At 68.8% G+C, this 23593-nt stretch carries 24 protein-coding genes; 17 read left to right on the top strand and 7 right to left on the bottom strand.

Going from position 1 to position 23593, the window contains the following annotated elements:
- Window positions 1–52: 52 nt before the first annotated feature.
- The gene (locus tag J7500_RS01300) at window positions 53–496 is read right to left on the bottom strand and encodes a copper chaperone PCu(A)C (RefSeq protein ID WP_294059312.1); all 444 of its coding nucleotides are present in this window, start codon (window positions 494–496) and stop codon (window positions 53–55) included.
- Between the two features lie 161 nt (window positions 497–657).
- Between J7500_RS01300 and dnaK the strand changes: the two genes are divergently transcribed.
- Together dnaK and dnaJ are read left to right on the top strand one after the other, a co-directional pair.
- A complete protein-coding gene (dnaK, locus tag J7500_RS01295) occupies window positions 658–2571 on the top strand; it encodes a molecular chaperone DnaK (RefSeq protein ID WP_294059310.1) in 1914 nt (637 codons plus the stop codon).
- A 122-nt stretch (window positions 2572–2693) separates the two neighbouring features.
- The gene (gene dnaJ, locus J7500_RS01290) at window positions 2694–3812 is read left to right on the top strand and encodes a molecular chaperone DnaJ (protein WP_294059307.1); all 1119 of its coding nucleotides are present in this window, start codon (window positions 2694–2696) and stop codon (window positions 3810–3812) included.
- Window positions 3813–3877: 65 nt separating this feature from the next.
- Here dnaJ and J7500_RS01285 read toward each other — a convergent pair whose 3' ends face one another.
- The gene (locus tag J7500_RS01285) at window positions 3878–4255 is read right to left on the bottom strand and encodes a hypothetical protein (RefSeq protein ID WP_294059305.1); all 378 of its coding nucleotides are present in this window, start codon (window positions 4253–4255) and stop codon (window positions 3878–3880) included.
- A 123-nt stretch (window positions 4256–4378) separates the two neighbouring features.
- On the opposite strand from J7500_RS01285, the gene J7500_RS01280 reads away from it, so the two are divergent.
- On the top strand, window positions 4379–5158 hold the full coding sequence (locus J7500_RS01280) for a helix-turn-helix transcriptional regulator (RefSeq protein WP_294059303.1): 780 nt from the start codon (window positions 4379–4381) through the stop codon (window positions 5156–5158).
- On the opposite strand, the gene J7500_RS01275 is transcribed toward J7500_RS01280, so the two are convergent.
- Together J7500_RS01275 and J7500_RS01270 are read right to left on the bottom strand one after the other, a co-directional pair.
- A complete protein-coding gene (locus J7500_RS01275) occupies window positions 5159–5965 on the bottom strand; it encodes a peptidoglycan-binding domain-containing protein (RefSeq protein ID WP_294059301.1) in 807 nt (268 codons plus the stop codon).
- Between the two features lie 41 nt (window positions 5966–6006).
- Window positions 6007–6963, bottom strand: a complete 957-nt coding sequence (locus J7500_RS01270) for a LysR substrate-binding domain-containing protein (RefSeq protein ID WP_294059300.1) — start codon at window positions 6961–6963, stop codon at window positions 6007–6009.
- Window positions 6964–7052: 89 nt separating this feature from the next.
- Here J7500_RS01270 and J7500_RS01265 point away from each other — a divergent pair, with 89 nt between their 5' ends.
- Window positions 7053–7610, top strand: a complete 558-nt coding sequence (locus J7500_RS01265; protein ID WP_294059298.1) for a hypothetical protein — start codon at window positions 7053–7055, stop codon at window positions 7608–7610.
- Window positions 7611–7640: 30 nt separating this feature from the next.
- Here J7500_RS01265 and purB read toward each other — a convergent pair whose 3' ends face one another.
- Both purB and radC read right to left on the bottom strand, forming a co-directional pair.
- Window positions 7641–8951, bottom strand: coding sequence for an adenylosuccinate lyase (gene purB, locus J7500_RS01260; protein ID WP_294059296.1), 1311 nt, complete (start codon window positions 8949–8951; stop codon window positions 7641–7643).
- A 105-nt stretch (window positions 8952–9056) separates the two neighbouring features.
- Window positions 9057–9740, bottom strand: a complete 684-nt coding sequence (gene radC / locus J7500_RS01255; RefSeq protein WP_294059294.1) for a DNA repair protein RadC — start codon at window positions 9738–9740, stop codon at window positions 9057–9059.
- A gap of 169 nt (window positions 9741–9909) precedes the next feature.
- On the opposite strand from radC, the gene J7500_RS01250 reads away from it, so the two are divergent.
- The 6 genes from J7500_RS01250 (at window position 9910) to J7500_RS01225 (ending at window position 12813) form a co-directional block, all read left to right on the top strand.
- Window positions 9910–10227: an AtpZ/AtpI family protein gene (locus tag J7500_RS01250; protein ID WP_294059292.1), complete on the top strand. Its 318-nt coding sequence runs from the start codon at window positions 9910–9912 to the stop codon at window positions 10225–10227.
- Window positions 10228–10298: 71 nt separating this feature from the next.
- On the top strand, window positions 10299–11060 hold the full coding sequence (locus J7500_RS01245; protein ID WP_294060653.1) for a F0F1 ATP synthase subunit A: 762 nt from the start codon (window positions 10299–10301) through the stop codon (window positions 11058–11060).
- Window positions 11061–11105: 45 nt separating this feature from the next.
- Window positions 11106–11333 carry a F0F1 ATP synthase subunit C gene (locus J7500_RS01240; RefSeq protein WP_294059290.1) on the top strand — a complete coding sequence of 76 codons (228 nt, stop codon included), beginning with the start codon at window positions 11106–11108 and terminating at the stop codon, window positions 11331–11333.
- Between the two features lie 53 nt (window positions 11334–11386).
- Window positions 11387–11878 carry an ATPase gene (locus J7500_RS01235; RefSeq protein ID WP_294059289.1) on the top strand — a complete coding sequence of 164 codons (492 nt, stop codon included), beginning with the start codon at window positions 11387–11389 and terminating at the stop codon, window positions 11876–11878.
- A complete protein-coding gene (locus J7500_RS01230) occupies window positions 11871–12515 on the top strand; it encodes a F0F1 ATP synthase subunit B (RefSeq protein ID WP_294059287.1) in 645 nt (214 codons plus the stop codon). The genes J7500_RS01235 and J7500_RS01230 overlap by 8 nt, the downstream gene beginning before the upstream one ends.
- 94 nt (window positions 12516–12609) lie before the next feature.
- Window positions 12610–12813, top strand: a complete 204-nt coding sequence (locus J7500_RS01225; RefSeq protein ID WP_294059284.1) for a hypothetical protein — start codon at window positions 12610–12612, stop codon at window positions 12811–12813.
- Window positions 12814–12816: 3 nt separating this feature from the next.
- Here the strand turns inward: J7500_RS01225 and J7500_RS01220 are convergent, their stop codons facing one another.
- The gene (locus J7500_RS01220; RefSeq protein WP_294059282.1) at window positions 12817–13566 is read right to left on the bottom strand and encodes a methyltransferase; all 750 of its coding nucleotides are present in this window, start codon (window positions 13564–13566) and stop codon (window positions 12817–12819) included.
- Between the two features lie 96 nt (window positions 13567–13662).
- Between J7500_RS01220 and uvrC the strand changes: the two genes are divergently transcribed.
- The 7 genes from uvrC to J7500_RS01185 all read left to right on the top strand — a co-directional run bounded on the left by uvrC (window position 13663) and on the right by J7500_RS01185 (window position 23589).
- A complete protein-coding gene (gene uvrC / locus J7500_RS01215; RefSeq protein ID WP_294059280.1) occupies window positions 13663–15585 on the top strand; it encodes an excinuclease ABC subunit UvrC in 1923 nt (640 codons plus the stop codon).
- Window positions 15586–15668: 83 nt separating this feature from the next.
- Entirely contained in the window at window positions 15669–18470 is a 2802-nt protein-coding gene (locus J7500_RS01210; RefSeq protein ID WP_294059278.1) for a DUF3857 domain-containing protein, read from the top strand.
- A 286-nt stretch (window positions 18471–18756) separates the two neighbouring features.
- Window positions 18757–19713 (top strand): polysaccharide deacetylase, encoded by a 957-nt coding sequence (locus tag J7500_RS01205; RefSeq protein WP_294059276.1) that lies wholly within the window; start codon window positions 18757–18759, stop codon window positions 19711–19713.
- Window positions 19710–20651, top strand: coding sequence for a GNAT family N-acetyltransferase (locus J7500_RS01200; RefSeq protein ID WP_294059275.1), 942 nt, complete (start codon window positions 19710–19712; stop codon window positions 20649–20651). The genes J7500_RS01205 and J7500_RS01200 overlap by 4 nt, the downstream gene beginning before the upstream one ends.
- 8 nt (window positions 20652–20659) lie before the next feature.
- Complete coding sequence (gene recO, locus J7500_RS01195; RefSeq protein ID WP_294060652.1) at window positions 20660–21391, top strand: DNA repair protein RecO; 732 nt, start codon at window positions 20660–20662, stop codon at window positions 21389–21391.
- A 42-nt stretch (window positions 21392–21433) separates the two neighbouring features.
- A complete protein-coding gene (gene leuB / locus J7500_RS01190) occupies window positions 21434–22486 on the top strand; it encodes a 3-isopropylmalate dehydrogenase (RefSeq protein ID WP_294059273.1) in 1053 nt (350 codons plus the stop codon).
- Window positions 22483–23589 carry a glycosyltransferase family 2 protein gene (locus J7500_RS01185; protein WP_294059271.1) on the top strand — a complete coding sequence of 369 codons (1107 nt, stop codon included), beginning with the start codon at window positions 22483–22485 and terminating at the stop codon, window positions 23587–23589. The genes leuB and J7500_RS01185 overlap by 4 nt, the downstream gene beginning before the upstream one ends.
- The last annotated feature ends 4 nt before the right edge of the window (window positions 23590–23593 follow it).

The raw sequence follows: 23593 nt of genomic DNA, 5'->3' as shown, positions 1-23593 counted from the left end.
GGTCCCTCCGGCGGGAGCCGAGGATAGCGAAAGCTGCGGGGGCGTGAAGTGCCTAGATTTGCGGCTCGGGATCGCCGGGGCCGACCACCTTCGCCTGGACCTCGATCTTGCGGCCCGAGGCAAAGGCCAGCGCGAGCGGCACCTGGTCGCCCGGCTTCACCGCCGGGCCCACGTCGAACAGCATCACATGCTTGCCCCCGGGCGCGAAGGCGAGCGTGCCGCCGGAGGGAACGGCAAGGTCGTGGACCGGCTGCATCGACTTCATGCCGGCGTGATCCATCGTCTCGTGAAGCTCGGCGCGCACCGCCGCGGGGGTCGAGACCTGGAGCAGCGTGTCGCCCTTCGATCCGCCCCGGACGGTGAAATAGGCGGCGCCCGGCCGGCCGGCGGCGGCGGGCAGGCGCACCCAGGCGCGCTCGACCTTCGTCTCCACCGGCTGCTGCTGGCATGCCGCGGCGAGCAGCGCCACCGCAACGATCCCCGGAAAACCGCGCATCCAATTCCCTCCCAAATCGGGAGGTTTCCTAGATAGGTGCCCTTCTTGCGGCAAGCCGAACCGCACCTATATCCGCTCTCGGGCTGCCCGTGCCGCATCGCCTGATGAGGGGTGCGGAGGGCACGGATTTTGATTTTTGAACTGGGGGCCAATGAGGGACCATGGCTAAAGTTATCGGTATCGACCTGGGAACGACCAACAGCTGCGTCGCGGTGATGGAGGGCGGCAAGCCCAAGGTCATCGAGAATGTCGAAGGTGCGCGTACCACCCCTTCGATCGTCGCCTTCGCCAAGGACGGCGAGCGACTGATCGGCCAGCCGGCCAAGCGCCAGGCGGTGACCAATCCCGACAATACCGTCTTCGCGGTGAAGCGCCTGATCGGCCGCCGCTTCGACGATCCGATCACCAAGAAGGACACCGAGCTGGTGCCCTATTCGATCGTGCGCGGCTCGAACGGCGACGCCTGGGTCAAGGCGGGCGGCGAGGATTACAGCCCGTCGCAGATCTCGGCCTTCATCCTGCAGAAGATGAAGGAAACCGCCGAGGCCTATCTGGGCGAGAGCGTCAGCCAGGCGGTGATCACCGTCCCCGCATATTTCAACGACGCGCAGCGCCAGGCGACCAAGGACGCGGGCAAGATCGCGGGCCTCGAAGTCCTGCGCATCATCAACGAGCCGACCGCGGCTGCGCTCGCCTATGGCCTCGAGAAGAACGACGGCAAGACGATCGCGGTCTATGACCTCGGCGGCGGCACCTTCGACATCTCGGTGCTCGAGATCGGCGACGGCGTGTTCGAAGTGAAGGCCACCAACGGTGATACCTTCCTGGGCGGCGAAGACTTCGATTCGAAGATCGTCCAGTTCCTCGCCGACGAGTTCAAGAAGGCCGAGGGCATCGACCTCACCAAGGACAAGCTGGCGCTGCAGCGTTTGAAGGAAGCCGCCGAGAAGGCGAAGATCGAGCTTTCGTCGGCTGCCACCACCGAAGTGAACCTGCCCTTCATCACCGCGGACCAGAACGGGCCGAAGCACCTGGTCAAGTCGATCACGCGCGCCGACCTCGAGCGGCTGGTGGACGACCTGATCCAGCGCACGCTCGAGCCGTGCCGCAAGGCGCTGGCCGATGCCGGCCTCAAGGCCAATGCGATCGACGAGGTCGTGCTGGTCGGCGGCATGACGCGCATGCCCAAGGTGCGCGAAGTGGTGAAGCAGTTCTTCGGCAAGGATCCGCACACCGGCGTGAACCCCGACGAAGTCGTGGCGATCGGCGCTGCGATCCAGGCGGGCGTGCTCCAGGGCGACGTCAAGGACGTGCTGCTGCTCGACGTGACTCCGCTGAGCCTCGGCATCGAGACGCTGGGCGGCGTGTTCACGCGCATGATCGATCGCAACACCACGATCCCGACCAAGAAGTCGCAGACCTATTCGACTGCCGATGACAATCAGCAGGCAGTGACGATCCGCGTCTTCCAGGGCGAGCGCGAAATGGCCGCGGACAACAAGCTGCTCGGCCAGTTCGACCTGGTCGGCATCCCGCCGGCGCCGCGCGGCGTGCCGCAGATCGAAGTCACTTTCGACATCGACGCCAACGGCATCGTCAACGTCTCGGCCAAGGACAAGGGCACCGGCAAGGAGCAGCAGATCCGCATCCAGGCCTCGGGCGGCCTCAGCGACAACGACATCGAGCAGATGGTCCGCGACGCCGAGCAGTTCGCCGAAGAGGACAAGAAGCGGCGCGCCGCGGCGGAAGCCAAGAACAACGCCGAGAGCCTGATCCACACCACCGAGCGCCAGCTCCAGGAGAATGGCGACAAGGTCGACGCTTCGCTCAAGGGCGAGATCGAGGCTGCCGTCGCCGAGGCCAAGGCCGCGGTCGAGAGCGGCGACGCCGACGCGATGACCGCCAAGTCGCAGGAGCTCGCCCAGGTGGCGATGAAGCTCGGCCAGGCGATCTACGAGAAGCAGGCCGCCGAGAACGCGTCGCCGAGCGCCGACGGCGCGGCTGCGGGGAGCGAGGCCGGCGGCGACGAAGTCGTCGACGCCGAATTCTCCGAAGTGGACGACAACAAGGCGTAAAAGGCCATGCACATCCCCCGTCATTCCCGCGCATGCGGGAATCCAGGTCCGGGCAGCGTATCGCTCGCGTTCCTGGATTCTCGCTTCGGCGGGGATGACGGCGGGGGTCGCGGGGACAGGGCATGACCACCGAAGTCGATTATTACGAACTGCTCGGATGCGAGCGCGGGGCGGACGACGCCACGATCAAGTCCGCCTATCGCAAGCTCGCGATGAAGTACCACCCCGACAAGAACGGGGGGTGCAAGGACAGCGAGGCCAAGTTCAAGGCCGTCAGCGAAGCCTATGACTGCCTGAAGGACCCGCAGAAGCGCGCGGCATACGACCGGTTCGGCCACGCCGCGTTCAAGAACGGCGGCATGGGCGGTGGCGGAGCCGGCGCGGCCGACTTCGGCGCGTTCAGCGACATCTTCGAGAGCGTCTTCGGCGAGTTCATGGGCGGCCGCGGCGGCGGGCGTCCCAATCTGCGCGGCGCCGATCTCCGCTACGACATGGAGATCAGCCTGGAAGAGGCCTTCCACGGCAAGACCACCGAGATCACCGTCGACGTCTCCGGCACCTGCGACAGCTGCGGCGGCACCGGCGCGACGCCGGGCACCCAGGCCAAGGGCTGCGGCCATTGCCACGGCCACGGCAAGGTCCGCGCGCAGCAGGGCTTCTTCATGGTCGAGCGGACCTGCCCGATGTGCCACGGCGCGGGCGAAGTCATCGCCGATCCGTGCCGCGACTGCCGCGGCGAGGGACGTACCGACAAGACCAAGACGCTCAAGATCAACGTTCCGCCGGGCGTCGACGAAGGCACCCGCATCCGCCTCCAGGGCGAAGGCGAGGCCGGGGCGCGCGGCGCACCCGCGGGCGATCTCTACATCTTCCTCCACGTCTCCAAGCACCCGATCTTCGAACGCCAGGGCACGACCTTGTTCGCGCGCGCGCCGATCAGCTTCACCACTGCGGCGCTGGGCGGCGAGATCGAGCTGCCGGGCCTCGACGGCGACATGATTCCGATCAAGATCGCGCCGGGCACCCAGCCGGGCCGCGAGCTCCGCCAGCGCGGGAGCGGCATGCCCGTGCTCCAGGGCCGCGGGCGCGGTGACCTGGTGGTGCGCCTGGAGGTCGAGATGCCGAGCAAGCTCACTGCGCGTCAGCGCGAGCTGCTCGAGGAATTCCGCGCGACCGAGACCGGCGAGGAATGCCCCGAGGCGACCGGCTTCTTCGCCAAGATCAAGGCCGCGCTGGGCTGACGCGGCCTCCGCAATAACGAGAATTGAGGAAGCCTCTCCCGATGCGGAGGGGCTTTCCTTTTGTCTCATGCGGTCGCCGGCACCCGCGCCAGGTGCCGCCACTCCAGCACCGCAAGCAGCATCACCACGGCCGCCTGCGCGCCGAGAAAGGCGATGCCGAATGCATTGCCGCTCCACGGGCTCGCGATCAGCGCGACGCTGCCCGCGATCCAGGCGATGTTGGCGGCGACCACGGCCTGCGCCGGCCAGCCGCTCCGCCCCGCTGCCCAGAGCACGAACGCCGCGAAGGGAAGGAGGAGCAACCCGGCTTCGCGCAGCAGCGGAACGGGAAGCGCCGTGATTCGCGCAATCGCATCGGCGCCGATCGCGAGCAGCAGGCCCATCGCCGCGCAGGTCGCAGCGTCGAAGCGGAGGATGGGGCGGAGCATCGGATTTGCAGTCATGGTCCAGGTCTCCCTTGCTTGAGGACCTGCCAAGCATGGCGGCCGCGCCGGCCAAGTCGATTACTCCGGAGGTAATTGGATCGATGCAGGCCGGCCGGTAATCAGGGGGCGAAGGAGACGGTGATGCAGCCTCAGGTCCGGCCACTCGGCGAACAGATCAAGCATTGGCGGCAGCAGCGGCGGCTCAGCCAGATGGACTTGGCTCTGGAAGCGGAGATTTCGACCCGGCACCTGAGCTTCATCGAGACCGGGCGCGCGCAGCCCAGCCGTGAGATGGTGCTGCTGCTCGCCGAGCATCTGGAAGTGCCGCTGCGCGAGCGCAATGCCATGCTGCTGGGCGCAGGCCATGCGCCGATCTATGCCGAACGTCCGCTCGACGATCCCGAACTCGCCGCGGCGCGGCGCGCGATCGAGCTGGTGCTGAAGGGCCATGAGCCCTTTCCGGCGCTCGCGATCGACCGGCACTGGAACATGGTGACTGCGAACGCCGCGGTCGCGCCGCTGCTCGAAGGCGTGGCGGCGCATCTCCTTCAAGGCCCGGTCAACGTGCTGCGGCTGAGCCTTCACCCCGACGGACTCGCGCCCCGCATCCGCAACCTGGGCGAGTGGCGCGCGCATCTGCTCGAGCGGCTGCGGCGGCAGGCGTGGCTGACCAGCGACCCCGCGCTCGCCGCGCTGCTGGCCGAACTCTCCGCCTATCCCTCCGCCGAAGGGACGGGCGATCGCGACACGCTCGACAGCGTCGCCGTGCCGCTCCGGCTGGATACGCCGCTGGGCGAGCTCAGCTTCCTCAGCACCACCACCATCTTCGGGACGCCGCGCGACGTCACGCTCGACGAGCTCGCGATCGAAGCCTTCTTCCCCGCCGACGAAGCGACGATGGCGCGTCTCGGCGTGCGCTGATCAATGCCCGTCGTCGCTCCAGTGCGGCGGGTCGCTCAGCAGCTTGAACACGCCGTAGCCGGCGCCGATGCCGTGCAGGGTGCGGTTGTCGGCCCCGCTCCGCGGCGTGCCGATGGCCACCTTGTGGCCCGAGCGATCCTCGACGCGGACCGTGCCGGTCCAGGCGATCGTCATGTCGACCGCGCGGCCCTCGATATGCCGTGAGGTGAGCGACGGCTCATAGGCGATGCCGAACAGGTCGACCATCTGCTGGGCGGCGCGGCGTGAGCTGGCCGTGTCGCCATGGTCCCAGCGGATCGGCGCGCCGGCAATGGCGGGGACGTCGGCCGGAGCGACCACGCCTTTGGCGACCTGCCAGCTATAGTGCATCAGCGCCGCGCGCGCCGGATTGCGGCGGGTGGCGCTGATCGTCACGCTGGCTCCGGCGGCGCGGAGCGCTTCGACGAATGCCGTGGCGCGACCCCGGAAAGGCTGGACGAGGTCGGCGAGCGATGCGCTGTTCGGGAAGCGCGCCTGATTGGCGTGCCACCAGTCGGCGCCGCTGAGCGGGGGAGTCGCGCCCTCTCCGGCGGCCAGCGCGCGCCAGCTGCGGCCGTCCGGATCGATCCGGCCATCCGGCCGCGCCGCGCCGAGCACGCGCGCCTGATAGGCTTCGATCGCCGCGACGGTTCGCGGACCCGCGCCGCCGTCTGTCGGGATCGTCGCCTGGCCGGTGGCGGCCAGCCATGCGTTGAGCAGTTCCTGGACCTGGCGCACGTCCGCGCGCACATTGACTCCGCCTCTGCCGACCGATGCGGTGATCGCCATGCTCGTCCCCCCCTGAACAGCGATGGGTAACCGGCGAAATCCTACAAAGGAAGGGCCCGCTCGGGCTCGACGGTCACGAGCCCGTCGAGCATCGGCTGGATCGCCGCGCGCACCGCTTCGACTTCGCTCGCCAGCCAGTCGCGGAAGGAGCGGATCTTGGCGCTGTGCTGGCGCGCGACCGGCCAGACCAGCCAGAAGCTGCGCCCGTCGCTCGCCACCAGATCGTCGATCGCGACGAGCCGCCCGGCCTCGATCTCGCGCGCGAACAGGATCGGGGAGCCGATGGTGACGCCGTGCCCCGCGGCGGCGGCTGCCGCGTCGAGATGCTCCTCGGCGAGATGGATGCCGAACTGGTCGGGCCGCGGCGTGCGCGATCCGCCGCGCGCAGTGAACCAGAGCCGCCACCAGTCCTGCCGCCCGAGCAGCGGCAGGTCGAGCGGGGCATCCGGATCGGCGAGCATCGCCGCGGCACGCGCGCGCAGCTCGGGCGCGCACAGCGGCGTGAAGCAGCTCGGGAACAGCGCCAGGCTGCGCAGCCCGGGCCACCGGCCGTGGCCGTTGCGGATCGCGGCGTCGAAGCCGCCGCCCGCCAGATCGCGCGGTTCGGGCGAGAGGTCGAGGTCGAGCTGGATGCCCGCATGCGCCGCGCGGAAGCTGCCCAGGCGCGGGATCAGCCAGCTCGTGCCGAGGGTAGGCAGCGTCGTGATCGCGATGCGCGTCTCGTCGATCTCCACTGCGCGCGCGAAGCTGGCGCGCAGCGCCGCGAAGGCGCGGATCGCTTCCTCGGCCACGGCTTCGCCCGCCGGAGTCAGCACGACGAAATGGGGATGGCGCACGAATAGCGCGACGCCGGTCTGCCGCTCGAGCCGGCGGACATGATAGCTCACCGATGCTGCCGAAGTGCCCAGCTCGCGCGCCGCGCCCGCAAAGCTGCCGGTGCGCGCGGCGGCTTCGAACGCGCGTATCGCCGGGAGCGACGGGAGCGGCGAATCGAGCATAAATATCGCTTACCCTCTACCCCGCTTTGCCGCGTCCTCAAAGCGGGCGCCGGCTGTCATCCTCGGCGGCGACAGGAGGGAGAGAGCGCATGTGGACGAGCCTTGCCGCCTTGCTGCTGCTGGCGCCGCTGTACGGGCAGAACACGTCCGCGGCCCCGGCGTCCCCCGCCGCCGGGCAGCGCGACGGCAGCCACGATTTCGATTTCCTGATCGGCGACTGGAAGGCGCATGTCCGGCGGCTTCCCGAGCGGCTCGTCGGCTCGAACGTCTGGGTGGAGTATGACGGCATCTCCAACCACCACAAGCTGCTCGACAGCAACGCCAATTTCGAGGAGTTCGACGTTCGGAGCAGGGACGGCGCGCGGATCAAGGCGCAGACGCTGCGCCTCTACAATCCCGAGAGTCGCCAATGGTCGATCTACCTCGTCGACCTCGACAAGGGCACGCTCGATCTGCCGCCGGTGATCGGCGGCTTCACCGGCAATCGCGGCGAGTTCTACAGCCAGGAACCCTGGAAGGGCCGCGCGATCCTGGTGCGCTACATGTGGCTCAACGAATCGCCGCGTTCGGCCCGCATGGAGCAGGCCTTTTCGGACGATGGCGGCAAGAGCTGGGAAGTGAACTGGATCTGCGAGCTCAGCCGCTGATCGGCCGAGCCCGCGCGATCGCCGCCGGGCTCAGCCGAAAACGCGATCGAAGATCGTGTCGACGTGCTTGTAGTGATAGCCGAGGTCGAACTTGTCCTCGAGCTCCTGAACCGAGAGCGCGGCGGTGACTTCGGGATCGGCCTTGAGCAGCTCGAGCAGGCTCAGCTGGCCATCCGACTCCCACACCTTCATCGCGTTGCGCTGGACGAGGCGATAGCTGTCCTCGCGGCTGACTCCGGCCTGGGTGAGCGCCAGCAGCACGCGCTGCGAATGGACGAGCCCGCCCATGCGATCGAGGTTCTTCTGCATGCGCTCGGGATAGACGAGCAGCTTGTCGATCACCCCGGTCAGGCGGGCGAGCGCGAAGTCGAGCGTGATCGTCGCGTCGGGGCCGATATAGCGCTCGACCGACGAATGCGAGATGTCGCGCTCGTGCCACAGCGCGACATTCTCCATCGCGGGGATGGCGGCGCTGCGCACCATGCGCGCAAGGCCGGTGAGGTTCTCGGTCAGCACCGGGTTGCGCTTGTGCGGCATCGCCGACGAGCCCTTCTGGCCGGGCGAGAAATATTCCTCGGCTTCCAGAACCTCGGTGCGCTGGAGATGGCGAATCTCCACCGCGAGCCGCTCGATCGAGCTGGCGATCACGCCGAGCGTCGCGAAGAACATCGCATGGCGATCGCGTGGGATCACCTGGGTCGAGACCGGCTCGACCGCCAGGCCGAGCTTCTCGGCGACATGCGCTTCGACGCGCGGATCGATATTGGCGAAGGTGCCGACCGCGCCCGAGATGGCGCAGGTGGCTACGTCCTCGCGTGCGGCGAGCAGGCGCTTCTTGGCGCGGGCGAACTCGGCATAGGCTTCGGCGAGCTTGAGCCCGAAGGTCACCGGCTCGGCGTGGATGCCGTGGCTGCGCCCGATCGTCGGAGTGAGCTTGTGCTCCTTGGCGCGACGCTCGAGCACTTCGAGCAGCTTGTCGATATCGGCGAGCAGGATGTCGCTGGCGCGGGCGAGCTGGACCGCCAGGCAGGTGTCGAGCACGTCGGAGCTGGTCATGCCCTGGTGCATGAAGCGGGCTTCCTCGCCCACCTGCTCGGCGACCCAGGTGAGGAAGGCGATGACGTCGTGCTTGGTGACGGCTTCGATCGCGTCGATCGCGGCGACGTCGATCACGGGCTTGGTCGCCCACCAGTCCCACAGCGCCTTGGCCGCGGCCTTGGGCACCACGCCCAGCTCGGCGAGCGCCTCGGTCGCATGCGCCTCGATCTCGAACCAGATGGCGAAGCGGGTTTCGGGCGACCAGATCGCGGTCATCTCCGGACGCGCGTAGCGGGGGACCATGGCTTTCCTTTCGAGAGCGGGGCTGCCCGCCTGGCAGGAGGCGGACGCGACGCCGCGGGCCCTAGCAAGGGCAGGCCGGTGCTGCAACGCCGCCGCGGGCAGGAGTCAGATCAGCCCCATCGCGCGCAGGCTCGAATGGCCCTGGGTGCCGATGACGACATGGTCGTGGAGCGCGATGCCCAGCCTTTTGCCTGCCTCGGCGATGTTGCGCGTGATGTCGATGTCGGCGCGGCTGGGGCTGGGATCGCCCGAGGGATGGTTGTGAACCAGGATGATCGCCGCCGAGCCGAGATCGATCGCGCGGCGGATCACTTCGCGGACATGGACCGCGGCCTCGTCGGTCGAGCCGGTCCACATCAGCTCGTCGCGGATCAGCATGTTCTTCGAATTGAGATGGAGCACGCGCACGCGCTCGATCGCGTGATGCGCCATGTCGGCGCGCAGATAGTCGAGCAGCGCCTGCCAGTTGGCGAGCACCGGACGCTCGGCGACTTGCCCGCGCAGCAGCCGGAGCGCGGCGGCGTGCGCGGTCTTGAGCGCCGCGGCGCTGGTCTCGCCCATGCCGTCGACGCGCGCCAGCGCCTCGGCGTCTGCAGTGAGGAGTCCGGCGATCCCGCCGAACTCGGCGAGCAGCGCCTTGGCCAGCGGCTTGGTGTCGCGCCTTGGAATCGCCAGCGCGAGCAGATACTCGATCAGCTCGTGATCGAGCAGCGCGTCGGGTCCGCCCTCGAAAAGCCGCTGGCGCAGGCGCGCGCGGTGGCCGCTGTTGTCGGGCGTGTCGGCGGACATGCGCGAGATATGCGCGGGCCAAGGAGCGGACGCAATCGTGGCGCATGTCCCAAAAAGCCACTGGTGTTGACTCGCCCCGCCACCCTTCCTAAAGCGCCCCTGCCTTGGCGGGCTCGACCTCGGCACATGGCGCCTTGCCATGCCGGAAACGGCTGATAGGAGAGGCGAAATGGCCGAAAATGAGCCCGGACCGGACCCCTTGCCCGAGGATCCCCGCATCGCTTCGCTCAACGCGCGGCTGAAGCGGGCAAAATCGGAAGAGGCGATCAGGACGCGAGAGGCGGAAGCACCGGGCGATCAGAATTATCGCATGGGCAACCGCGTTCTGGCCGAGCTGATCGGAGGGATGGTTGGAGGAGCGGTCATCGGGGGCACCCTCGATTGGCTGCTCGGTACCTCTCCGTGGCTCCTGCTTGCTCTCCTTTTCCTCGGAATCGTGAGCGCGTTCAGGAACATCATCAGGATTTCGAATCAGCGCTCGAAGTGATCCTTCGGGCGCTTTGGCTAATACGGGACCCAGGGCACAGCGTGGCGGCGGAATCAGGCAAGATCGACCCGATGCACCAGTTCGAGGTGCAGACGATTTGGGACGGCTTCAACGTGGCCGGCCATCAGATCGCCTTCACCAACTCGGCGCTCTGGATGTGCGCGGCTGCGGTCGTGCTGTGGGTGTTCATGCTCGGCGGCATGAAGCGGCAGGTCGTTCCCGGCCGCTGGCAGATGATGGTCGAGACCTTCACCGGCTTCATCGATCACCTGCTCAAGGCGAACATCGGCAAGGACGGGCGCAAGTACGTCCCCTATGTCTTCTCGCTGTTCATGTTCATCCTGTTCGCCAACGTGCTGGGGCTGATGCCCTTCGGCGTGTTCGGCGTGCATCCCTTCACGGTCACCAGCCACTTCACCGTCACCGGCGTGCTGGCGATCCTCAGCTTCTCGATCGTGCTGATCGTCGGCTTCGCCAAGCACGGGCTGCGCTTCTTCTCGCTGTTCGCGCCCAAGGGGACTCCGATCCCCGTGCTGCTGCTCGTCGCGCCGATCGAGTTCGTCTCGTTCATGGTGCGCCCGTTCAGCCTGGCGCTGCGACTGTTCGTCGCGATGACCGCGGGGCACATCCTGCTCAAGGTCCTCGCCGGCTTCATCATCAATGCCGGCAACGCCGGTGCGGTGGTGGGCGTGGGCGTCGGCGTGCCGAGCTTCCTGCTGATGGTGGGCGTGTCGGCGCTGGAGATGCTGGTGGCGGGCGTGCAGGCCTATGTCTTCGCGCTGCTTACCTCGCTGTACATCAATGATGCCGTGCACCTGCACGACCATCACTGATCCCGTTTTCCCGTTAAACTGAAATTCGACCAAGGAGTTATTCAAATGGAAGGTGAAGCGATCAAGCTGCTCGGCGCGGGCCTGGCTGCCATCGGTGCCGGTCTGGCCGCGCTCGGCGTGGGCAACGTCTTCGCGTCGTACCTGCAGGGTGCGCTGCGCAACCCGGGCGCCGCTGCGAGCCAGCAGGGCAACATGTTCATCGGCTTCGCGGCCGCCGAGCTTCTCGGCCTGCTCGCGTTCGTCGTGGCGGTGCTGCTGATCTTCGTCGCCTAACATTCCGAGTCCGGGCCGGCACCCAGGCCGGCCCGCATCCGGACAGGATCAAAATGCCTCAGATAGAACAGATCGCCGCGACCTATGCGTCCCAGATCTTCTGGACGCTGCTGACGTTCGGCTTCGTTTTCCTGGTCGTGGGCCTGGGCATGCTGCCCAAGGTGCTCTCGACCGTCGACGAGCGCGACAAGACGGTTTCGGACGACCTGGCTGCGGCGGAAGCCGCCCGGGCTGCCGCCGATGCCGCCGAGGAGCGGTGGCGCACGCAGGACAATGACGCGCGCGCCGCGGTGCAGAAGCGCATCGCCGACGCGCGTGCCAAGGGTACGGCCAAGGCCGAGAAGACCCTTGCCGCCGCGGGCGCCAAGATCGACGCGAAGATCGCCGAGGCCGAGGCACGCATCGCCGCGGCGAGCGAGGCGGCCAGCGCCGAGATCGAGGCAGTGGCAACCGATGCGGCGCGCGACATCGTCGATCGCCTGTCGGGCGCCAAGGTTACGGCCGCGGAGGCCAAGAAGGCAGTGAAGGCGGCGCTCAATGGCTGAGGCAGCACATGCGGCAACGGCACCCGCCACGGGCGGCGCGGCCGAGCAGAATCTGAGCGCGACCGTCCACGACATGGGCGTGCCCGAGACCGGCACCAAGGCCGTGACGATCGAGCACAGCGGCCCCAGCGAAGCGCATTCCGATCCCGCCATCTTCGGGCTCGACGCGACCGTCTGGGTGTCGATCGCGATGCTCGTCTTCCTCCTGACGCTGATCTGGAAGAAGGTGCCGGGCGTGATCGCGCGCGGGCTCGACGCCAAGATCGCCGAAATCCGCAACCGGCTCGAGGAAGCCAAGCAGCTTCGCGCCGAGGCCGAGGCGCTGCGCGAGGAATATGCGCGCAAGATCGCGGGCCTCGAGGCCGAGACCCAGGCGATGCTCGCGCATGCCGACGAGGAGGCCAAGGCCGTCCTCGCCCGTGCCGAGGCCGACGCCAAGGAGCTGACCAAGCGTCGCACCAAGATGGCCGAGGACAAGATCGCGGCGGCCGAGCTCGCCGCCGTCCAGGCGATCCGCGCCAAGGCCGCCGAGGCCGCCACGCGCGCCGCCGCGGCGATCATCGCCGACAAGCACGGCGCCGAAGCCGACAAGTCGCTGATCGACCAGACGATCGCGGGGCTGGGCCGGCTCAACTGAGCCGATCCGCCACGGAATTCCGATGCCGCTCCCGGGATGCCGGGGGCGGCATTTTTCTTTGCCCGCCGCGCGGCGCTGGCCTTAAGGGTGGCGCATGGCACCCGCTCCCCAATATCGCTGGCTCCAGATCGCCGGCGTCGCGACGCTGCTCCTCGCCGTGCTGATGGTCGTGCTCGCGCTGCAGCGCCACGCCGAGGACCGCCGCAAGCAAGAGGACATCGGCGCGCGTGCCGAGGAAATGATGAACCGGATCGAGGCCGAGGCGCAGCGGATGGAGCGCGAGGCCGCGAAGCCCTGAACCTCAGCCCGGCTTGCGGAAGCGATAGACGAACTGGTCGGTCTTGCCGCGGATCGCCGGGTCGAACACCTTGGCCGTGTGCGGATCGGCGGCGTTGCGGAGCAGCGGCAGCTCGCCGTCGAACCTGAACCCCGCAGCCTCGATCTCCGCCCGCGCCGCAGCCGGATCGATGCGGTGGAGGCTGTCGGGCGCAGCGAACCCCGGGTCGGCGTTGGCGACATGGTCGACCACCAGCAGCACGCCCCCGGGCTTGAGCGAATCATAGAGCTTCTTCGCCACCGTCCCGGCAAAGCCGGCGGGCGCGGCCTTCAGGTGCAGGTCGTGCCAGTTCTGCACCGTCACGATTGCGTCGAGCGGCTCGGCGAAGGAAAAGCTCCCCAGGCTGTCGCTCAGCGGCACGACATTGGCCCGGCCCGCCACTGCGGCCTTCTGCTCGTCGGCATAGGCGGCGCGGAACTTGATGAACTCGGCGGGCTGATAGGCATAGACCTTGCCCGTCGAGCCCACGAGCGGCGCGAGGATGCGCGTCCAATAGCCGCCGCCCATCACGAAATCGGCGACCTTGTCCCCCGGCTTGACGCCGGCGAAGGCAAGGATCTCGCCCGGGTGCCGCGCGGCGTCGCGCTCCTTGTCCGCCGGCGGGCGGCCGGTGTCGGCGAGCGCAGTGGCGACGGGAGCGGGGACGCTCTGGGCGGCGGCGGGAACGGCGGCGCAGGCAAGCAGCAGCGCGGCGGAAACGGCGATCGGCTTCATGGCGACGACTCCTCTCCGGAACGCCGTGACTATGCCGCAACGATGTGACTGTTCAAGTTGCCGCGAAACCGCCGCGCGCCTAAATCGGCACCGACGATGTCCGATCCCAATTCCCCCAGCCGGTTCAACGAGGAAAAGGCCACCTATGCGGTGCGCGGCACCGAGGCCCCCGACCTCGAGGCCGGCGTGGCCGCGATCCGCAACGTGCTCAAGACGCTGCCCGTGCGCCCCGGCGTCTATCGGATGCAGGATGCCCGCGGCGACGTGCTCTACGTCGGCAAGGCGCGCGCGCTCCGCAATCGGGTCAACAACTATACCCAGGTGACGCGCCTCTCGAAGCGGCTCCAGCGGATGGTGGCGCAGACGAGATCGATGACGATCGTCACCACCAACAACGAGGCCGAGGCGCTGCTGCTCGAGGCGCAGCTGATCAAGCGCTTCCGCCCGCCGTACAACGTGCTGCTGCGCGACGATAAGTCCTTCCCCTTCATCCTGCTGCGCCAGGACCACGAGTTCGCCCGCGTCCAGCTCCATCGCGGCGCGCGGCGCTACAAGGGCGATTATTTCGGGCCCTTCGCGGGCGCAGGGCAGGTCCGACAGACGCTCAACGCGCTGCAGAAGCTGTTCCTGCTCCGAAGCTGCACCGACGGCTTCTTCGCCACGCGCGACCGGCCGTGTCTCCTGTACCAAATCCGCCGCTGCTCGGCGCCGTGCGTGGGGCGGATCGACGCGCCCGCCTATGCCGAGCTGGTCACCGACGCACGCGACTTCCTCCAGGGCAAGTCGACCAAGGTGCAGGAGAAGCTCGGGCTCCAGATGCAGGCCGCGGCCGAGAATCTCGATTTCGAGCTGGCGGCGATCCTGCGCGACCGGCTGAAGGCGCTCACCTTCATCCAGGGCAGCCAGGCGATCAACGCCGAAGGGGTGGGCGACGCCGACATCTTCGCGCTGGCGTGCAAGGCCGGGGTGATCGGGATCGAGGCCTTCTTCATTCGCGGCGGGCAGAATTGGGGGCACCGCAGCTTCTTCCCCGCGCACACCCAGGACGTGCCCGAGGATGAAGTGCTCGGCGCCTTCCTGATGCAGTTCTACGAGGAAGTCCCGCCCGCGCGGAACGTCTTCGTCGACCGCGAGCTGCCCGAGGCCGAGCTGCTCGCCGAGGCGATGAGCGAGCGCGCCGGACACCGCGTCGCGCTCTCCGTGCCGCAGCGCGGCGCGCGCCGGCGGCTGCTCGACCAGGCCAAGCGCAACGCCGTCGAGGCCCTCGACCGCCGCCTCGCCGAGAGCACCACGCAGGCCAAGCTGCTCGCCGAGATCGCCGACATCTTCGAGCTGCCCGAGCCGCCCGACCGCATCGAAGTCTATGACAACAGCCATATTCAGGGCACCAATGCGCTGGGCGCGATGGTCGTCGCGGGGCCCGAGGGTTTCCGCAAGAACCAGTACCGCAAGTTCAACATCAAGCGCGCCGAGACCGTGCCGGGCGACGATTTCGCGATGATGCGCGAAGTCTTCGGCCGCCGCTTCGCCCGGGCGCAGGACGAGGACCCCGATCGCCAGGGCGGCACCTGGCCCGATCTGGTGCTCATCGACGGCGGCCGCGGCCAGCTCAACGCGGCCAAGGGCGTGCTCGAGGATCTCGGCATCGAGGACGTCTGCCTCGTCGGCGTCGCCAAGGGCCCGCACCACGGCCGCGACGGGCGCGAGGTCTTCCACCTGATGGACGGACGCGAGCTGACCCTGCCGGTCAATTCGCCTGTGCTCTTCTATCTCCAGCGGCTGCGCGACGAGGTCCACCGCTTCGCGATCGGCGCGCACCGGCAGAAGCGCGCCAAGGCGATCGGCGCGAGCCCGCTCGACGAAGTCCCCGGCATCGGCCCCGCGCGCAAGAAGGCGCTGCTGATGCACTTCGGCACCGCGCGGGCGGTGCGCAGCGCGAGCCTGGAGGATCTGGCGAAGGCGCCGGGGGTGTCGGCCGCGGTCGCGCGGCAGGTCTACGACTATTACCACAGCCGCTGAGCGCATTTCCTCGACGTTTAAGCACGTTCTGCCGCTTGTTTGGCGCTGCCGAACCGCTAATCTACCCCCGAACTGGGGGTATTATGTTTCGCAGATCGATTGTCGTGATGGCCGCGCTCGCCTCGGGCGCGGGAGTGGCGCATGCCGGGGACAAGCCGCTTTACCAGCCCGCGCCCGCCTGGGTGAAGCCGGCGCCGCCGATCGACATGTCGAAGCTGAGCGACGGCGATCCGATCATGCTGATGTTCGATCAGCAGCAGCGGCTCGCCGACGGGCAGGAGTGGGTCTATACCGACATGGCGATGCGCATCGCGTCGCCGCAGGTGCTCACCCAGGCGGGCACGATCCCGCTTCCCTGGCAGCCCGACAAGGGCGATCTGACCATCCACCGCGTCGAGATCATCCGCGGCGGCGAGCGGATCGACGTGCTCGCCGGCGACAAGCGCTTCCAGGTGATCCAGCGCGAGCAGCGGCTGGAGCGCGCTTGGCTCGACGGCATGCTCACTGCGACGCTTCCGGTCGAGGGGCTGCGCGTTGGTGACGTGCTACGCGTCGCCTTCTCGATCAGCGCCAAGGATCCCGCGCTCAATGGCCATGTCCAGGCGGCGGCGGTGCTGATTCCCGAGCCGACGCGGATGCAGTTCGGCCGCGTGCGGCTGACCTGGCCCAAGGCGATGAAGCTGCGCTGGCTCGCGCACACCAAGGTGCCCGACCTGCAGCCGACGCCGACTGCCGATGGGTTCGAGGAGCTCACGATTCCGCTCCCGATCGCCAAGGCTGCCGAGGTGCCCGGCGACGCGCCGCTGCGCTTCAAGCCGCTGCCGATCCTCGAGGCCACCGACTATGCCGACTGGGCCGATCTGTCGCGCGACATGGCCCGGCTCTACAAGACCGAGGGCGCCGTCGTGGCGGGCGGACCGATCGCGGCCGAAGTCGCCCGGATCGCCGCGGCGACCAGCGATCCGCGCCAGCGTGCGGCGATGGCGATCCAGTCGGTCCAGGACAAGATCCGCTACCTGTTCAAGGGCATGGACAACGGAAGCTACGTGCCTCAGGCGCCCGCGGAGACCTGGACCGTCCGCTACGGCGACTGCAAGGCCAAGACGCTGCTGCTGCTCTCGATGCTGCGCGCGCTGGGCATCGAGGCCGAGGCGACGCTGGTCAATTCGGAGCTGGGCGACCTGACGCCCAAGCGGCTGCCGATTCCCGGCGCCTTCGATCATGTGATCGTGCGCGCCACGGTCGGCGGCGAGACTTTGTGGCTCGACGGCACCGGCGGCGGCACCCGGCTCGAGGATCTGGGCGACGTTCCGCCGTTCCGCTGGGCGCTGCCGCTGCGCGAGGCCGGGGCGGGGCTGATCGAGATGCCGATGCGTGCCAACGCCCGTCCGGTCACCGACGCCGCGATCGACCTCGACGGGCGCGCCGGCGTGCTCTTCCCGATGCCCTACAGCGCCCGGATCACGCTGCGCGGCGCGTCGGCGGAGATGCTGCGGGTGGTCGCGGCCCAATCGGGCAAGGACGAGCTCGACAAGCGCATCGACAACATCCTCGAGGCGTTTCTCAACGAAAGCGAGACGGTCACTCGCAGCTTCAAATATGACGAGGCGACAGCGAGTGCGGTGCTGACCGCGTCGGGCGTGACCTATCCCGATTGGGAGAAGAAGGACGAGCGCTACCGCGTGACGCTCGACAACGCCGTGTCGCGCGTCAGCTTCTCGCCCGACCGCGCGCGGCCGGCGTGGCGCGACATCCCGGTGAGCAGCGGCGATTATGGCGATGTCCGCCTGCGCACGCGCATCCAGCTGCCCGGCGGGGGCGCGGGCTTCGAGCTGGAGGGCGACAAGGCCCTGCCGGCGACGCTCGCGGGCGTCGCGCTCAAGCGCAGCGTGACGCTGGAGGGCGGGGTGCTCACCGTCGAGGATCGTTCGGTGTCGGGCATCGGCGAAATCGCGCCTGCGGACATTCCCGCGACGCGCGCGCAAGTCGCCCAGGCCAAGGGTCGCCTGCTCAAGGCGGTGGCGCCCAAGGACACGCCGCCGCTCTTCCGCCAGGTCGAGGCGGCACGGCGCGCCAAGGCGCTCGACCCCATCCTGGCGGTCTATGCCAAGCAGATCGCCCAGGCTCCCACCGAAGCGTCGAGCTATGCCGATCGCGCCTGGTTCCTCGACCGGATCTACGATCGCAAGGGCGCCATCGCGGATCTCGGCAAGGCGATCGAGCTAGAGCCCACGATCGACCGCTATCTGTGGCGCTCGCGGCTCTATTCGGCGTTGAAGGACGACGTGCATGCGATGGCCGACGCCCGCGCGGCACTCGCGATCGATCCCAGCTCGGCCGCGGCGGTGAACCGCGTCGCCACGCTGCTCGCCGATACGGGCAAGCGTGACGAGGCGCTGGCGATGCTCGCCGAGCATGCCGATCAGGGTGGCGACGACAAGAACAGCTATGTCAGCGCGCAGGCGACGCTGCTCAGCGAAGGCGGGCGCGTCAACGAGGGCATCGCGCTGCTCGACACGCTGATCGCGGCGACGCCGGGCAAGGCCGATCTGCTCAACTCGCGCTGCTGGCTCAAGGGCACCGGCAACGTCGCGCTCGACACGGCGCTCAAGGACTGCACCAAGGCGATCGAACTCGCCGAATATCCGGCGAGCGTGCTCGACAGCCGCGCCATGGTCTATTTCCGGATGAACCGGATGGACGACGCGCTGGCCGACCTCAACGCCGCGCTCGAGCAAAGCCCCGAGCAGGCCGCGAGCCTCTATCTGCGCGGGGTGGTGCGCAAGCGCACCGGCGCGAAGGATGCCGACGTCGATCTGGCCGACGCCCGGCTGCTCGCGCCGCGCATCGACGAGGATTATGCGAAGTACGGGATCAAGCCCTAGGCTCGCTTGCCTCCTCCCCTCCGGGGGAGGAGGCAAGCCAATCCCGTCGCCCTTCGCGGCGCTTGCAAAATAGGATTTCGCATGATGTGCTCCGGGCTGGCGGCCATGCCGTTCCCGCTCTTTGAAGCCGTGAAGCCGCTCCCTTCTCCCCGCAATAAAATATCCTGGACGCGCAATTTAGTGCTACGATTCGCGGGAAAAGTGGGAAGCCAGGCCCCGGAATTCCTATTTTTGGGCCCGCCTCCTGCTTCGTAGTTTCTTCACTGCGCCGTGCTAGAACCCCGGCATGGCGACGCGCGTTTTCCTGACTGTCGATACCGAGCTGATGTGGCGGCACCACGCCGCCGGGCTCGACGCGGCCGAGATTGCGCAGCGCTCGTTCGAGCCCGCGGGCGTCGGCGTGGGCTGGCAGCTTGCGATGCTCGCGCGCCACGGGCTCAAGGCGTGCTTCTTCGTCGATCCGATGCCGGCGCTCGTCTACGGCCTCGATCCGATCAAGCGCGTGGTGGGCGCGATCCTGGAGGCAGGGCAGGAAGTCCAGCTCCACCTCCACGCCAACTGGACCGGCGCCAAGGCCGCCGACGGCGGCGCCGCGCACGCCGCCTTCGAGCTGATCGACTATGCTCTCGCCGAGCAGGTCGAGCTGATCGGCGGCGCGGCGGACATGCTGGTCGCCGCGGGCGCGCCCGAGCCGATCGCCTTCCGCGCCGGCTCCTATTCGGCGAGCGACGACACGCTCGCGGCGCTGGCCGAGCTCGGCTTCGTCTATGATTCGAGCCACAATGGATCGGAGCACCCTTGGCCGAGCGCGATCGGGCTCGATCCGCGCCAGATCGCCCCGGTGGCGCATCGCGGCGTGATCGAAGTGCCGGTGACGCTGATCGAGGATCGGCCCGGCCATCTGCGCCATTTCCAGATCTGCGCGCTCTCGGCCGCCGAGATGCGCGCCGCGCTCGACCATGCCGCGCGCCGGGGCCATTCGGCGGTGACGATCGTCAGCCACGGCTTCGAGCTTGCCAACCGGGCGGGCACGCGGCCAAACGCGGTGCATGTCGGAAGGTTCGAGGCGCTGTGCGCAATGCTGGATGAACGCCGGGAGGCACTGGTGACGACGCATTTCGCCGAGCACCCGCGCTTGCCGCTGGGGCAGGAGGATCGGCCGCTGGGGCCGAGCCTGATCCGCACGCGCCTGCGCCAGGCGGCGCAGCTCTGGTCGAACCTCGTCGAGGAGCGCGCGGCATGAATGCGCTCGCCGAAGTGAAGGCCGAAGCCGCGCGGCCGACCGCGCTCAAGTTCGAGGTGGGCGCGCGCACACTGGTGGCGGTGCAGCGCTCGCTCCAGCGCGTGCCGCTGAGCCTGGCCGATGCGCGCAGCGGCGCGCTTCCCGAGCTTCCGCCGCTCGCGCGCGAGGCGCACGGCTATTCGATCACGTCGCTGCCCGAGCCCCTGGTGGCCGACGCGATCAAGGCCTCGGGCGGCATGCTGCCCTTCGTTCGCCAGCGCTACACGCGGCACTACATCGATTTCACAACCGGCTTCGAGGCATGGTTCGCCGGCCTCTCGTCGAGCGCCCGGCAGGGGCTGCGGCGCAAGGCGCGCAAGATCGCAGCCGAATGCGGCGGCGAGCTCGACGTGCGTGCCTTTCGCACTCCGGCCGAGCTCGAGACCTTCCACGACGTTGCCCGGCGCATCTCGCTGCGCACCTATCAGGAACGGCTGCTGGGCTCGGGCCTGCCCGACACGCCCGAGTTCATCGCCGAAATGCTGACGCTCGCCTCCGCCGGCGGCGTGCGGGCGTGGCTGCTCTACATAGCTGGCGAGCCGGCGGCGTATCTCTATTGCCCGGCCGAGGGTGACACCCTGCTCTATGCCTATGTCGGGCACGATCCTGCCTTCGACGACTGGTCGCCCGGCGCGGTGCTCCAGCTCCAGGCGCTGCAGGAGCTGTTCGACGAGGGTCGGTTCGCGCATTTCGACTTCACCGAGGGCGAGGGGCAGCACAAGCGCCAGCTCGCGAGCGGCGGCGTGGCGTGCGTCGACCTGCTGCTGCTCCGTCCCAGCCTCGCCAACCGCGTGACCATGGCGGCGCTTGCCGGCTTCAACCGCCTGGTGGCCGAGGCCAAGCGCGCAGTGCAGGGCGCCGGGCTGGGCGGGTGGGCGAAGAAGCTGCGGCGGGGCTGATCTGCCCCATGCACCTGCGCGCCGAAGCCATCATCCTCTCGGCCCGTCCGCACGGCGAGCACGGCGCGGTGGTGCGGGCGCTGACCGAGAGCGACGGCGTGCAGCCGGGCTATGTCCGCGGCGGGCACGGGCGGCAGCTCCGGCCGGTGCTCCAGCCGTCGAACCTAGTGCTCGGCGAATGGCGCTCGCGAACCGAGGAGCAGCTGGCGGCGCTGACGGTCGAGCTGATCCACAGCCGCGCGCCCCTGTTCGGCGAGCCGCTGCCCGCCGCGGCGCTGCAATGGGCGACCGCGCTCACCGCCGCGACCTTGCCCGACGCCCAGCCCTATCCGCATCTCCACGCCGCGCTCGACGGGCTGCTCGCCGCGATCGAGGCAGCCCCCGCGGCGCGCGGCTGGGCGGTGGCGCTGGTCCGCTACGAGCTGCTGCTGCTCGCCGAGCTGGGCTTCGGGCTCGACCTCGAACGCTGCGCCGCGACCGGAAGCAGCGAGGATCTTGCCTTCGTCAGCCCCAAGAGCGGCATCGCGGTCAGCCGCGCGGGCGCCGCGGGCTATGAGGCGCGGCTGCTGCCCCTGCCGCGATTCCTCACCGAGGGTGGGCCGGCCGAATGGGACGATATCCTCGGCGGGTTGCGGCTCACTGCGCATTTCCTCGAGCGCGACTTGCTGATCGGCAAGGGGGCCGAGCTGCTCGCGGCGCGTGCCCGCCTGGTCGATCGCCTCAAGCGGGCAGTTGCGTGATTCGCGCCGGGGCGGCAAAGGCGGAGCAAACAAGGAGCTTCAATGCCGCTGATCGCAGTTCTGCCCGGTGACGGGATCGGGCCCGAAGTAACCACCCAGGCGCGGCGTGTGCTCGAAGCGCTCGGCCTCGACCTCCAGTTCGAGGAAGCCCCCGTCGGCGGCGCGGGCTATCTCGCGCATGGCCGCCCGCTTCCCGAGCCGACGCTGGCGCTGGCCAAGCGCGCCAACGCGGTGCTGTTCGGCGCGATCGGCGATCCGCGTTTCGACGCGCTCGAGCGGCGGCTGCGCCCCGAAGCGGCGCTGCTCGGTATCCGTCGCGAGCTGGGGCTGTTCGCAAACATCCGCCCCGCGACGCTTCTCCCTGGCATGGAAGGCGCCTCCTCGCTCAAGCCCGAAGTGGTGCAGGGCCTCGACATCGTCATCGTCCGCGAGCTGACCGGCGACGTCTATTTCGGCGAGAAGGGCCGGCGCACCAACGTCGAGGGGCTGCGCCAGGGCTTCGACCTGATGAGCTACAACGAGGCCGAGGTCGAGCGCATCGTCCGCGTCGGCTTCGAGATGGCGCGGCGGCGCAAGCACAAGCTCTGCTCGGTCGATAAGGCCAATGTGCTCGAGACCTCGCAGCTGTGGCGCGACGTGGTCAACGACGTCGCCACCGAATATCCCGACGTGCACCTGACGCACATGTACGTCGACAATGCCGCGATGCAGCTCGTCCGCGCGCCGAAGGAATTCGACGTGATCGTGACGGGCAATCTGTTCGGCGACATCCTCTCCGACCAGGCGAGCATGTGCGCGGGTTCGATCGGGCTGCTGCCCTCGGCGTCGCTCCGCGCCTGGAGCGGCGACAACGGCATGTACGAGCCGATCCACGGCAGCGCGCCCGACATCGCCGGCCAGGGTAAGGCCAACCCCTGCGCCGCGATCCTCTCGGCGGCGATGCTGCTGCGCCATTCGCTCGAGAACGAGGAAGCGGCGCGGCGCGTGGAGCACGCCGTCGCGACGGCCCTGGCCAACGGCGCGCGCACCGCCGACCTGGGCGGCAGCCTGTCCACCGACGAGATGGGCGACGCGGTGCTGCGGGAGCTTCGGTGAACCCCGGCCTGCTCGAGCTAGCGGTCGTCATCCCGACCTTCAACGAGCGCGGCAATGTGCCCGTGCTCGTGGCGAAGCTCGATCAGGCGCTCCGGGGCCGCAACTGGGAAGCGATCTTCGTCGACGACGACAGCCCCGACGGCACCGCGCAGGCGGCGCGCGAGCTGGCGCGGGTCGACTTCCGGGTAAGGGTGATCCAGCGGATCGGTCGGCGCGGGCTTTCCTCGGCCTGCATCGAGGGTATGTGCGCCACCGCCGCGCCGCTGGTCGCCGTGATCGACGGCGACCTGCAGCACGACGAGACGCTGCTCCCCAAGATGATGACCGCGCTCGAGGCCGATCCAAAGCTCGACCTGGTGGTCGGCTCGCGCTTCGTCGAGGGCGGCGGCACCGGGGACTGGGACCGCGACCGCGTCGCCAAATCCGCCTTCGCCACCCGGCTCGCCCGCCACGTGCTCAAGGCCGAGCTCAGCGATCCGATGAGCGGCTTCTTCATGATCCGCACCGAGATCGTGCGCAGCCTCGTGCCGCGGCTCTCGGCGATCGGCTTCAAGATCCTGCTCGACATCATGACCGCGGCACAGCGCCCGCTGGTCTTTGCCGAGCTGCCCTATGTCTTCCGGCTGCGGACCGAGGGCGAGAGCAAGCTCGATCACGTCGTCGCGATGGAATATCTGATCGCGCTCTACGATCGCATGTTCGGCAAGGTCGTGCCGGTGCGCTTCGCGATGTTCTCGGCGATCGGCGCGCTGGGCGCAGGCGTGCATTTCGCGGTGCTCGCACTGCTCTTCCGCCTGGGCAGCATGGCCTTCGTCAGCGCGACGATCGTCGCGACTCTGGTGGCGATGACCTTCAACTTCTTCCTCAACAACGCGCTCACTTATCGCGAGCGGCGGCTGAAGGGCTGGCGCCAGCTGCTCGACGGCTGGGTGAGCTTCTGCGTCGTCTGCTCGGTAGGCGCGGTGGCGAATGTCGGCGTCGCCGCCTTCCTCCACGACGCGCGCCAGGGCGACTGGCGCGTCTCGGCGATGGCGGGGATCGTCGTGGCGGCAGTGTGGAACTTCGCTTTGTCCTCGCGCTTCACCTGGGGCCGCTACAAATAGCGGA

It is taken from the genome of Sphingomonas sp., assembly GCF_017744835.1.
GTDB lineage: Bacteria > Pseudomonadota > Alphaproteobacteria > Sphingomonadales > Sphingomonadaceae > Sphingomonas.
The sequence above is the reverse complement of the archived record's forward strand: the minus strand, read 5'-3'. Positions and strand labels throughout refer to the sequence as shown.